The organism is Sedimentibacter hydroxybenzoicus DSM 7310 (assembly GCF_013403245.1).
In the GTDB taxonomy this organism is placed as follows: Bacteria; Bacillota; Clostridia; order Tissierellales; family Sedimentibacteraceae; genus Sedimentibacter; species Sedimentibacter hydroxybenzoicus.
This window is the reverse complement of sequence record NZ_JACBNQ010000001.1, coordinates 63,895-76,808: the sequence shown is the minus strand read 5'-3', so window position 1 is coordinate 76,808 and position 12,914 is coordinate 63,895. Positions and strand designations below refer to the sequence as shown.

12 protein-coding genes are annotated in these 12,914 nt (G+C 35.8%); all 12 read right to left on the bottom strand.

Annotated elements, in window-relative coordinates; all coding sequences use genetic code 11:
- On the bottom strand, positions 1-1,587 hold the full coding sequence (gene flgK / locus HZF24_RS00345; protein ID WP_179236271.1) for a flagellar hook-associated protein FlgK: 1,587 nt from the start codon (positions 1,585-1,587) through the stop codon (positions 1-3).
- Positions 1,588-1,599: 12 nt separating this feature from the next.
- Positions 1,600-2,055, bottom strand: coding sequence for a flagellar protein FlgN (locus HZF24_RS00340; protein WP_179236270.1), 456 nt, complete (start codon positions 2,053-2,055; stop codon positions 1,600-1,602).
- A gap of 12 nt (positions 2,056-2,067) precedes the next feature.
- The gene (locus HZF24_RS00335) at positions 2,068-2,349 is read right to left on the bottom strand and encodes a flagellar biosynthesis anti-sigma factor FlgM (RefSeq protein ID WP_179236269.1); all 282 of its coding nucleotides are present in this window, start codon (positions 2,347-2,349) and stop codon (positions 2,068-2,070) included.
- A 135-nt stretch (positions 2,350-2,484) separates the two neighbouring features.
- On the bottom strand, positions 2,485-2,952 hold the full coding sequence (locus tag HZF24_RS00330) for a chemotaxis protein CheW (protein WP_179236268.1): 468 nt from the start codon (positions 2,950-2,952) through the stop codon (positions 2,485-2,487).
- Positions 2,953-2,962: 10 nt separating this feature from the next.
- Entirely contained in the window at positions 2,963-4,732 is a 1,770-nt protein-coding gene (locus tag HZF24_RS00325) for a methyl-accepting chemotaxis protein (RefSeq protein ID WP_179236267.1), read from the bottom strand.
- Positions 4,733-4,751: 19 nt separating this feature from the next.
- Positions 4,752-5,249 carry a chemotaxis protein CheW gene (locus tag HZF24_RS00320; protein ID WP_179236266.1) on the bottom strand — a complete coding sequence of 166 codons (498 nt, stop codon included), beginning with the start codon at positions 5,247-5,249 and terminating at the stop codon, positions 4,752-4,754.
- 77 nt (positions 5,250-5,326) lie between these two features.
- Positions 5,327-5,776: a late competence development ComFB family protein gene (locus tag HZF24_RS00315; RefSeq protein ID WP_179236265.1), complete on the bottom strand. Its 450-nt coding sequence runs from the start codon at positions 5,774-5,776 to the stop codon at positions 5,327-5,329.
- A 1-nt stretch (position 5,777) separates the two neighbouring features.
- Positions 5,778-6,539 (bottom strand): ParA family protein, encoded by a 762-nt coding sequence (locus tag HZF24_RS00310; RefSeq protein WP_179236264.1) that lies wholly within the window; start codon positions 6,537-6,539, stop codon positions 5,778-5,780.
- A gap of 119 nt (positions 6,540-6,658) precedes the next feature.
- Positions 6,659-8,059: a selenium-dependent molybdenum cofactor biosynthesis protein YqeB gene (gene yqeB / locus HZF24_RS19315; RefSeq protein WP_179236263.1), complete on the bottom strand. Its 1,401-nt coding sequence runs from the start codon at positions 8,057-8,059 to the stop codon at positions 6,659-6,661.
- Positions 8,049-8,768, bottom strand: coding sequence for a selenium cofactor biosynthesis protein YqeC (yqeC, locus tag HZF24_RS00300; protein ID WP_179236262.1), 720 nt, complete (start codon positions 8,766-8,768; stop codon positions 8,049-8,051). Before yqeC ends, yqeB begins: the two co-directional genes overlap by 11 nt.
- 152 nt (positions 8,769-8,920) lie before the next feature.
- Positions 8,921-11,527: a selenium-dependent xanthine dehydrogenase gene (xdh, locus tag HZF24_RS00295; RefSeq protein ID WP_179236261.1), complete on the bottom strand. Its 2,607-nt coding sequence runs from the start codon at positions 11,525-11,527 to the stop codon at positions 8,921-8,923.
- Positions 11,528-11,532: 5 nt separating this feature from the next.
- Entirely contained in the window at positions 11,533-12,906 is a 1,374-nt protein-coding gene (gene hydA, locus HZF24_RS00290; RefSeq protein ID WP_179236260.1) for a dihydropyrimidinase, read from the bottom strand.
- Positions 12,907-12,914 lie beyond the last annotated feature (8 nt).

Below are 12,914 nucleotides of genomic sequence, written 5' to 3'. Positions count from 1 at the left end.
CTATACTCCCATTCTGTTAATCAACGTGTCTAACATCTCATCCAATGTAGTCATCAATCTTGCGGCGGCGTTGTATGATTTGCTGTACTGTAATAAATTCACGCCCTCTTCGTTAAAATCAACAGAGGATAGACTGCTTCTTTCATAATCAATCTGGTACTGCGATACTAAATAGCTTTCATGGGTTTTTTCAACATCATCCGTCTGAAGATTAAGCTTGGTTATCGTAAATGATACAAATTCCTGAAAGGTACCCTTAAATAATCCATTTCCCCCGCCGTTAAACTGAGTTGTAAAATCATTCTTTTCTTTAAAGGCATCTATCATTCTAAGTATATTATCCGTTGCACCAGTACTGTCATCTCCATCCGATTTTACAATTGTATTCGTTATATATGATTCTGTTGCTGCGGCCCAAGCATCCGATATTTTTATTGACTTGGCAGTAATTGGACCTGTTTCCCTTGACTCAAACAACCTCTTTGAAGTCCAACTGTCCACAGTCCCGTCGGCAGCAAAATTAGGTTCGCGATTTAAATTATTCATCGTCCTTGCAAATTTATTTGCCAATGTATCCAACATATTTTGATAATATTGTATGCCTTTGTTTTTTGCATCCACATCTCCTGTGGCAGCATATTCGCCCTTACCGTTTAAAAATTTTATGTACCCTCCAATTTGCCCGTTATTAATTCTATCAGTCAAATCAAGTGAACCAGTATAACCGGTATCAATATTATTCTTTAATCTAAACTCAACATCTGTTGCACCGGTAGGTACTCCTGATTCAAATTCTGCAAATTCATCATTGTCAATGATTTTTATTTTAATGCCGTCCGATAATTTCAAATTTATTGACAATTCGTCAACAAAATTGTCTCCGCCTATATTTATTTTATCTATTTTAACCTCAATATCAAGATATGAGGAAAGCTCATCTATGAGCAGATTTCTTTCGTCATTAAGCTCCAACGCAGGATTTCCCCCTATGTTGGCTTCTTTTATCTGTTGATTTAAAATCGATATATTTTTCAGCAACTGGTTAACATCAACCGTTGCTCCTTTTTCCATATATTCTAACTGCTGTTCCCTGACTGTTTCAAGTTGAGTTGCATAATTGTTAAGCATTTGTGTAAGCAGTTGAGCCGATGTTCTTACAACACCCTCTAAAACAGGATCAGAGGGACTTTTTGTAAGTTCATGCAGCTGGTCTAACAAATCAGAAAACTGGGAATCCATACCTTCCTTCATTATTTCATCAAGAATTGACTCTACGTCTATTAATGCTTCCAGTTGAGTTTCCTGATCCCCCGTCTTTGCAGCTGCGGTTCTGTATCTCAAATCAAGAAATGCATCTCTGTATTGACTTACTCCCAATGAGTTTACACCTTGTCCGATAACTACACCGCCTAAGCTGAATTTCAGATTTCTCGCAGTAAAGCCGAATGAGCTCGTATCGAGACGCTGTCTTGTATAGCCCTTCGTATTAACATTCGCCATATTTTGCCCTGTAACATCCATATAATTCTGATGAACCTTCAGCGCACTTGTGGCCGTTTTATATCCTAAAAATGTTGATCTAAGCATATCTTCACCCCTTTATACTTTCTTTGAAAGCATTACGCTCTTTCCGCTGTTGTTCTTATTTTCCGTAGTTGTGTTTGAATATGTTTTATCTTTTTCACCTAATTGAACCAACGCATCATCAATTTTGTGCATTCTTACTTCGATTAACGTCTTGCACAAGCTGTTGATTTTTTTAACCTCTTGTATTATTTCACTCAGCTCATTATATTTTTCGATAAGCTCACCATTGCTTTTTATTTTATCTGTATCGATTATTTCCTTCAGTGTCATTCCTTTGCAGCCCATAGCATCTACAAGCTTTTCTCTCTTTTGGTCGACACCTCTCATTTTCATATAATATACCTGTTCTTTAGATACAATATCATCCAATGTATTGATATCGTTTTTTATGACCGCATCATACTTTTCATATTCTAACTCAAGAAAGCTTTTGTACAAATCGGCACTTTCTTTTAATATATCTATCATATTTTTTACCCCTTATATTAACAGCTTTTTCACTATTTCTTCAGCATTGATATTGTACGTCTTACTCTCTATGCTTTCTTTTATCCGATTAATTTTTTCGGCGCTGGTTTCCTTGTTAATATGAGCAGAAACTTTCTTTTTAATTGAATTTAAATATTCTTCATCCCTATTCTTTGATGATCTACCGTTTAATTCAATTACATCGTATTTATTGTTTTTTACAAATTCCTGGTTCTTTATTGGCTTAGAACCACCTTTATAATTCATATAATTGTTTATGTTTTGAATTTTCATATAATAACCCCTCCTAAGCAGGGACATTTCTCCTATACATATAGACCATCCCTGACAAACCGAGATGTGTCCCCCTACCTCTAATTAATTATATAATCGACACAAAATTCAAAAAATTAAATGCCAAATATATTTTTATGCCATATTCATGATTTTTTCTTCATCAATAATCAAAAGTACATCTTCCGTTTTATTTCCTTTTGCAACACCTTTTACAAAACCGTCCCTACACATTTTTCTGATTTCTTCTGTTTCTTCAAATGATGTAATATTTTCAACAGACAAAACTTCATCTACGATTAATCCCACAAACGAATTGTCTTTTTCTAACACTACTACCATACCTTTATTTTCCTGAGCATCATTACCTGTTTCTACATTAAACAATTTCTTCATATCAATCAATGGAACAACATTTCCTCTTAAATGTATGAGCCCTATGATATATTCAGAAACCTTGGGTACATACGTTATTTCTTCCGGACAGATAACGATTGATGTTATCAGCTTGCTGTTTATTGTATACAAGCTTTCATCCAATTTAAATAATAACCACGGAAACTCTATTTCTTCTTCAAATATTTCTTCTGTATCGTAGCTCATAACATACTCCTTATACAGCCTCTTCGGCTAAATCAAATTGTTCGACTAATTCCTTTAATAAGCTTGATTGTCCGCTAAGCTCTTGGCTTGCAGCAGCACTTTCCTCCGCAGTAGCCGAGTTCGTCTGAACAACAGCGGATATTTGCTCAATTCCCAATGTTATCTGCATTATGGATTCAGCTTGTTCTTTTGATGCCTCTGAAATCTCATCAACTAATTTTACTGATTCTCTTATGGAACTTACCATTGAATTAATTGATTCCTTTGTTTCATCTGCAATAACTGTGCCTCTTTCCACGGATTTGATGGAATTTTCAATTAAATCTGCCGTGCTTTTAGCTGCTTCCGCACTCTTTGAGGCTAAGTTTCTTACCTCGTCGGCAACTACCGCGAATCCTTTGCCTGCCGCACCGGCTCTTGCTGCCTCAACCGCAGCATTTAATGCAAGAATATTTGTCTGGAAAGCTATGTCGTCTATTGCTTTTATAATTTTGGATATTTCATTTGTAGAATTCCTTATGTCATACATTGCCTCGGTCATAAGCTCAACCTTTTCACTGTTTTTCTCAACTTCTTGAGCCGATTCCTGGGTTATTTTGCTGACATTGTTGGAATTCTCCGCATTTTGCTTGATTTGTTCCGATATTTCATTTATAGTTGCAGATAATTCCTCAATAGAACTCGCCTGCTCAGTTGTTCCCTGAGACAATGCCTGTGCTCCTCCCGATACCTGGCTTGCGCCGCTGGACACTTGTTCTGCAGCTTCATCTATCTTACTTAATGTATCGTTAAAGGATGATAATATTCTTTCTACTGAAGTTTTTATAGGTGCAAATCCTCCTATAAATTCCATGCTGATTGAGGAAGTTAAATCGCCGTTTGACATTTCATTTAATACTCTGTCAATTTCCCCCACATAAAGCTTCAATGTCTTTATGGTATTGCTTATTGTTAATGTAGCAACGCCAAGCTCATCCTTGGATGTATGATTTACATCATAGTCTAAATCTCCCCTGCTGATGGCCTCGGCAGCCTCTGTTATTTCTTTAATCGGTCGCACCAAGCTTTTAATTATAGCCGCTCCCAACAAAGCGGAAACAACAATGCCTACTACGAGCATAGCGATTAAGGCTATCAATAAATATCTGTTTGTTTCATTAGAATTATTTACAAAATTTCGTGCTACTATATCCAAATTTTTACTGACTTCATCCATAGTTCTATAAATCGAACTTAATACAGGTGTTAGTTCATTGTTCATTATTTCTAATGCTTGTGAATTTTTACTGTCGTTTAAAAGCTCAACCAAATTATTGCTTATTTCTGTTACTGTTAACATATCATTATTCAGCTGTTGAACGACAGTTGGATAGTGGTCTAAATCCTGTAATAATAATCCAAGCGTTTCATTGGCTATTTGTATATTTTCTGTTATTTCAGCCGTATATTCCATCTTCTGCGCTCTGCCGGACGTTGTTGTGGATTTGTAAACTGCTTTTTCCACCTTGTTCAAAGCAAGCTTAGTTTCCCATGAACGCACTTCCACCTCGTAGCAGTCGTCATAAAAAAGGTTAACATCTTCTGAAACATGATTTATATTAAAAATTGAAACCACATTAGACACAGCAAACATTATTAATAAAATCCCAAAACCGATTATTAATCTTGGCGCTATTTTAATGTTTGACATTTTAAATAATGCTATTTTAATCTTCTTTTTATCACTTTTAGCTTTTCTGGTCTTTTTTTTATTTTTAGATTTTTTATTAAATATTTTCAATTCTGCCCCCTTACAACAATTAATTCACATTGGTAATAAGCTCAATCTCTTTTTCATCAAGTACTTTTTTCAAATCTATCAGCAAAACAATGCGATTGTTTAATTTAGCAATTCCGGTAATAAAGGTGTTTGTATAGTCAGAGCCCATTTTAGGAGGGTCTGATATGTTTTCGTTATCTATGTTGGTAACTTCGTTTACTTCATCTACTATAAAGCCTATGTAAGACTCGTTTATATTTGTTACTATAATGCATGTTCTTTCGTTGTATCCGATTTCTTCCTTTTTCAATCTTAATCGCACATCAATTATTGGTATAATTATCCCTCTTAAGTTGATCACACCCTTTGCGTATGATGGAAATTCGGGAACTGCTGTTATTTCTTGCATTCCTACTATTTGAACTACATCAGCTATAGAAATTCCAAGCAGTTGATTATCCGTGTAAAAAGTCAAATACTTGCCTTTAAGTGTATCCTCATCTAAATCGCTATTTAAAACATTTAAATTATCTTGCACGTAATCACCTCATTATAATATTCTTAATATAATATCGTCATGATTAACCAAAATTTTAGTAAAATTATAATTTTAATTTAATGCCTTGGGTTTTTCCTTACTTTAAGTACCGCTTTAATAACCTCTGTGGTAACTTCTCTGCCCATTTCATCATATTCATATATTTTTTCTTTAATATTATCTTTGTTTGCTACAATATATTTTGGCTTAAGATTGTTTAAAGCAATTGCTACAATATCCTCCTTGCATCGGTCGCATCTGCAGCAATTCATTTTTTTAAGGGTTGCTTCAAGCTTATCAAGAACAAGCTTTTCTGTCACGTTATATAATATAACCTCGTTTTTTTCATCTCTTATTAAATTTAATTCTTTATTTTGGAAAATCACTTCTGTGGAGTTGTCATTTTCGGTAACAATTGTTGCAGACTCATTTGCTTCATTTTGCTCAATTTCGTCCCTTTTCAAATTTGTCGGCATAATTTTATTGTACATTAATTCTCTATCAAAGGTTTTCTTAATTTTTGCCATATTATAATCCTCTTTCAATAAGCTCTTCTACTAAATCCATATAGTCCTTTGCAGCTCCATTTTTTGGTGAGTAATTATATATATCCAATTGATTGGTTTGTGCTTCCATAACAGCAACGCTCGATCTGATTGTCGTATTAAATATTTCAGTATTCAATCGTTCCGCTATCAATTCCGCCGTTCCTTTAATTTCTCTGCTTAAAACAGTCCTCATGTTAAATTTTGTAAGTACTATACCCTCTACCTTAACATTAGAATTACAATATTTTCTCACTCTGTCTATGGTTTCCGAAAGCTGTGCTATTCCCTGCAGGCTAAAAATATCAGCAAGCATGGGGATAATAATAAAATCAGATGCAGTGAACGCATTAACCGTTAAAATACTCAGTGCAGGAGGTGTGTCTAAAAAAATATAATCATATTTGTCCTTAACTGATGACAATGCTTCCTTTAATAAATATTCTCTTCCTGTCTGTGTAAATTCCAATTCAATTCCGCTTAGTAAAATATTGGATGATATTATATCAAAGGAATCCATTTTCTGTATTGAAAAGTATGTATTCGCCTCTCCTTTCAATATTTCATAAATAGTCGGGCACTCCTCAGTTTCCGCACCGGCACTGAAGCTTAAATTAGCCTGAGGATCTAAATCAACGCATAATACCTTGTAACCCTTCAATTTATAACCTGCAGCAACGGCACCTGTTGTAGTGGTCTTTCCCACTCCACCTTTTTGATTTGTTACAGAAATTATCTTAGCCATATACTCTCCTTAAAAACAATTTTCGACATAGTTTTTTAAATTGTAACAAAAAAATCATATTTTAACAATATGATTTTTAAACAATTACATATAAGCTACTTAGGATCCTTCGTTTACACTCAGGATGACAAATTGTTAGGTTGCTGTAATAGGATCAGCACCGCCTCTAAAACTGCTCCTCCTATTGCCCTAGCTTTATCAGATATGCTGTAGCAATACTTCTCATCACCTCTTGGATCTATGTCTCCGATTTTTTGTCCTTCGGCAACATAAACACCTTCACGAATTAACCCCCTGATTACGCCGTCTAATTTAGCAACTACACTTTTATCATTTACGCTACCGATTATATCGCCTTTTTTTACCAAGTTACCAATTTTATGATTAGTAATAAAATTTCCCTCATCAGGAGAATATAAGACCCTTTCGAATGTAAATCCGTCTATATTTCCCGGCTCCATGGTATTTTGTTCCGCAGATCCGCTGAAAATCAACCTGCCTAAATTATGCCCCCGGTTACTTTCTATAACTATATGAACATCCTTCCCTGCTTCAAAGCCGGATCCTACAGCAATAGTTACAGGCGCAGCATCCTTTTTCATTCCCGTATTCTTTTTAGCAATTATGGCATCTACGACTGCAATAGGATTAAGCTTATTAATATAAGCACCTTCCGGGTCTACAACCACAGGTATGCAATCATTTGACCATGCATCATATATTTCCTGAATACTTTTTGCATGCACGGATGTAATACTCTCTATTTTCATCTTACCGTCATACACTGCCTCTGAAAAACAAACAGTCCTTCTTATTGATGTTGGTTTTTCCGTTTCAAGCACCAACACTCTGAATCCTGTTCTATGCAGCTTCTGAATAATACCCGAAGCAATATCTCCCCCGCCTTTGACTACAATTACTTCTCCCTTCATAAAATCACCCCGATTTATTTGCTTTTTATAGTCCTCCATAGTATCTATATCTATATGTTCCTTATCTGTCCGTATATCAACTTTTACGATTTCCTCCGGATGCTTTTTTATTACGTCCTTTCCTCCCACATCACCGCTCAAACCAAGAAGCTCTTCCTTGAATCTGTGAGGAAATATGGACGGATTTCCCTTTACACCGTTATAGCTTGGTATTATTATTTTGTCCCTATTCTCATTAAAGGAATCGTATAATTTTTTAATTGTATCTTTTTTTATGAAGGGCTGGTCCGAAACAAAAAACATATAACCGTCCGCAGGTTTTAAATTTTCTATGCCCATTTTTATTGAAGTGCTTTGTCCTAAGTAAGAAATGTTGTTCTGCTTTGTCTTAAAACCTAATGATTCAGCATAATATAAAACCTCACTGTCCTTACCCACAACAATAATTTCACCAATAAACTCCTTGCATTCTTCAATTGTATTAAGTATATGTTTATATATTTCGATACCATCAAGCTTCATCAAAAGTTTATTTTGATTCATTCTTCTTGATAATCCTGCTGCTAAAACAATCGCACTAACATTCATAATATTCCTCTTTTTTCAAGGAGCCCCAGCATGTTTTAAAATTATGCTTATATTTTTCTAAATATGCGAAAAGCTCTCCGGAATTTTTAATATCTTCTTCTGTATCTGCCTGATTCAGAAATAAATATAAATTTCCCCTTGAATTCTTAAAAAGTCCATCTTTACGGATGCATATTTGACCTATAGCTTCAAAGTCAAGGTTATTACTGTAATCAGTCAATATATTAAATTCATCATGATTATGTACAAAATCTGTAGTTATATTTTTATTAATTGTATTTGCCGGAATTATGCCTATTGTCTTATTGGAAGCTTTCAATATTACAGGCTCATCCTCCTTCCATCCCTTTAATGGTAATCCCCTTGAACCGTCTGCCTCTATTAATATTATATCGAAGTATTTTATTAAAATGTCTAAGTCATCATCATTTATACCGATTAATTTATTGCTTTCGATATTTAGATCCTTTGCGATTACGGTTATTCCATTATCAAGTTTATTAAAACTATTTATATAACTATCAACAGTCGTATAAATTTTATATTTTTTGTCAGGCATATAAATTTTAGTACTTGTGGTGACAAGAACCTTGTATTTATCCTTTAATTCATTTGCCAGACGGTACATAAGCGTTGTTTTGCCGCCGCTTCCGGCAATGGATACTATATCACCTTTTTTTATATTAAAAATTGAAGATAAGCTGTTCATAACCCACCCGTTAACTAATTATTTTCTTTATTTTATCATTATGTAGCAGAAATGTCATCATTAACATGATGACATTCATATTTTGAGCATTTTGGGGACGGACCTTTCAGTGAAGCGAATCATTTCACTGAAAGGTCCGTCCCCAAAATGCCTTATTTTTTATAGAAAGTATTTTGTAAAGGTAATTTATATCTGAAAATGCCATCTTTTTTATAATAAGCATTTTGACATGCGGGAGCTCCCGGTATTACGACTATTTCTCCCAATCCTTTAGCACCGTAAGCTACTCCGTTAAGATTATTCTTTTCGATTAAATGTATTTCTACGTCCGGCATCTGGGTGGCTTTGAAAAGACCCAAAGTACCGAATTTAACCTGCGGAACTCCATCTTTTATCGGAAAGTCCTCCGTTAATCCATATCCTAACGACATGGCAATCCCACCTTCAATTTGACCCCTTGCTGCTTTGGGGTTAATTGCTCTGCCAACATCGTGGGCAGCTATAACCTTATGGAGCTTTCCTTCGCTGTCGATTACTACCAATTGAGTTGCGTAACCATAGGAAATATGGCTTACGGGGTTTGATTTGGGAGAACCTAGGGGATCTGTTTTAAAATCAAATTCTCCTATAAATTCAGTTCCTTCCAAGCTTTCCAATGAATTACCTTTTTCTATTTCCGCCTTTAATTGTAATGAAGCAATTCGTGCAGCCTCACCCGTAAAGGTCGTTTGTCTCGAAGCTGTAGTTGTACCTGCATCAGGTGCAAATTTTGTATCCGGATGTTCAACTACAACCTTATCACCGGTTAAAGCGGTGGTTTCACATATTATTTGCATCAGCACGGTTTGTATACCTTGGCCTATGGCCCCTGCTGAAGATCTTGCATAAACCTTACCATTGGATATAAACAAATTACATCTCCCGGGATCCGGAACCGAAACACCAAGTCCTGCATTTTTCATTGCACAAGCTATCCCCACATGATAATTCGGATCTTTTTCATATTTCTCAAAGTCATCCTTTACAGCTTCCAGCGTTTCTGCCATTCCCGTACCGTTATCGGCCATCTGACCGTTCGGAAGAGACTGACCCGTCCTGATAGCATTCTTATATCTTATTTCCCATCCTGACAGTCCTGACTTTTCAGCAAGTTCGTTTATTAAGCATTCAATGGCAAAGGCTGATTGAGTAACACCAAATCCTCTGAATGCTCCCGCAGGAGGATTGTTTGTATAATACGCATTTCCTTCAATATCCACATTTTGATAATTATACGGTCCCCCCGCGTGGGTACAAGCTCTTTGCAGTACCGGACCTCCAAGGGAACCATAAGCACCTGTATCAGAAACAATCCTTGCTTTCATACCCCTGAATATTCCATTTTCATCGCAGCCGATTTTAAAGTGCATTTTCATTGCGTGACGTTTAGGATGATAATTGATGCTTTCCTGTCTGCTGAAGGATACTTTTACAGGTCTTTTTATTAAATATGCACAAAGTGCTGCCTGGTGCTGGACGCTCATATCTTCCTTGCCGCCGAATCCGCCTCCCACAACGGCACTTTGAATTCTTACCTTTTCCCTTGGTATACCTAAGTATTCGCTTATTTCATTGTATTCGTCATATATGCCCTGACCTCCGGTAATAACCGTTATGCCGTCATTGTCAGGTATTCCTATTGCAGTTTCCGGCTCTAAAAATGCGTGCTCTGTAGCAGGTACTTCAAATGTCCCTTCCGCCACATATTTTGAATCAGCTAAAGCTGTTTCAGCATCTCCTCTTTTCATTTCCTGATGCGAATAAAGGTTGTTTTCGGGAACAATAAATTTACCGAACATTGTATAACCTTCACTATGAACTTGGTGAGCGCCGGGAGTCATTGCCTCCTCAACGGTAGTAACAGGTTGTAACACTTCATATTCTACCTTTACCGCTTTTACTGCTTCCTCTGCCTGCTCCCTGCTTTCTGCCACAACCATTGCAATTGTATCTCCTATACACTTCGTTTGCTCTCCCACATCTATCATTCCCGGCCAATCATGAGCCAAATGTCCGATATATCTGTTTCCCGGTATATCCTTGGCCGTAAAAACCGCTGCTACTCCGGGCATAATCAATGCGTCACTTATATCCACAGACAAAACTTTTGCTCTTGCATATCCGGAAAATACATTTTTACCATACAGGATATCGTCATAATGATAATCATCGGCATATTTTGCTTTACCTAAGGTTTTGTCCTTTGAGTCTACTCTGAAAATATCCATGCCTATCTTAACAGTGTAATCAACTTCAGGTAAATCCTGATTATTTCTTAGGATTTCTGCCGCCAATAATATTGCTTCCTCGATTTTTACGTAACCGGTACATCTGCAAATATTATTTTTTATTGCTTTTTTTACATCATCCTTGGTTGGATTATCGTTTTTATCGATTAGACACTTAGCACTGATAACCATACCCGGTATACAAAATCCGCATTGAACGGCTCCTGCCTTTCCGAATGCATAGCTGTAAACATCCTTTTCTCTTTCGGTTAAGCCTTCAACCGTAATTATTTCTTTTCCCGCAAATTTAGAAACCTTCATGACACAGGATTTAACAACCTTACCGTCAACAAGTATTGAACAAGCACCGCAAGCACCTTCATTACAGCCGTTTTTAACAGATGTCAGGTGCAAATCATCTCTTAAATAATCCATCAGCTTTTTGTCTTGTTCAATTTCATAGGTATTTCCGTTTATATTTAATAAATACATAATAATTATCCTTTCATTGATTTTCTTTTCATAAATTGGCCGTCACCCATTTCGGCGTCCAATTTATTATCCTGAATTATTATGTCGCCTCTTAGAATTGTTGTTTCCACTATATAATTAATTTTAAATCCTTCATATGGTGTATAGTCTGCCCTGCTGTGGCGATTTTCCTGCTTTATAGTTTCATTCTTTTCAGATATTATAATTATGTCCGCATCTGAGCCAACTTGTATAGCTCCCTTTCTAGGATACAAACTAAATATTTCTGCCGGTCTGGTCGATAGTTTATCAATAATCTTATTAATGGATATTCCTCTCTTAATACCTTCCGTCAGAACGATTTCCATTCTTTCTTCAACCCCCGGTACTCCGCCGGGTGCAATCGTAAAATCGTACTTTGCTTTTAATTTTTGCTCTAAGAAAAACGGACAATGATCCGTTGCAATAACATCAACATCATCATTGATTACACCTTCCCATAGCGCCTCTACATCTCCTGTCCTTCTCAGGGGAGGCGCCATTATATATTTTAAACCTTCACAATTTTCTTTGTTATAATAATCTTCCGTCAATGTTAAATATTGTGTACAAGTTTCACAATATATGTTTTTGACTCCTCTTCTTCTTGCCGTTATAATTTCATCAAGTCCCTTTTTAGTAGAAACATGTACAAAATACAAATGAGGAAATTCAGCAATTTCACTTAAATATATCATTCTGTTAATCGCTTCCGCTTCGGTGGAATCAGGTCTTGATAAAGCATGATATATCGGCTTTGAGCTATTTAAGCTTTTATAGTAATTTCTTAAATACTGTATGGCTCCGTCGTTTTCAGCATGCACCGCAATAACGGCATTTATCTTTTTTGCTTGTATTAATACTTTCAGTATTTCTTCATCACTCAACATATTGTCATATGTCATGTATACTTTAAAACTTGTTATACCTTCATTAACCATCTCATTCATTTCATGTAAAATCTGTTCATCCACATGCTGTATAACTCCATGGAAGCTGTAATCAATAACAGCCTTTTCCTTAGCTAATTTATGATATTCATCGATTTGATGGCTAAGAGAGCATCCCTTGGGTCCAAAGGCTATGTGATCAACAATTGTGGTAGTACCTCCAAATGCGGCTGCCACGGTTCCTGTATAAAAATCATCTACAGCTTTATATTTCCCTAGGTCTAAGTCCATATGTGTATGAACATCCACACCGCCCGGAAGTATCAGTTTGTTGTCTGCATCAATTGTTTTATAATTTTTTTGTTCTGTATTTGTTCCTATTTGCTTTATTATGCCGTTTTCTATTAATATGTCAGCTTTATAGCTTTTTTCGTTATCATTGATTAATCCGTTTTTTATAATTAAGTTCAATGTAACCT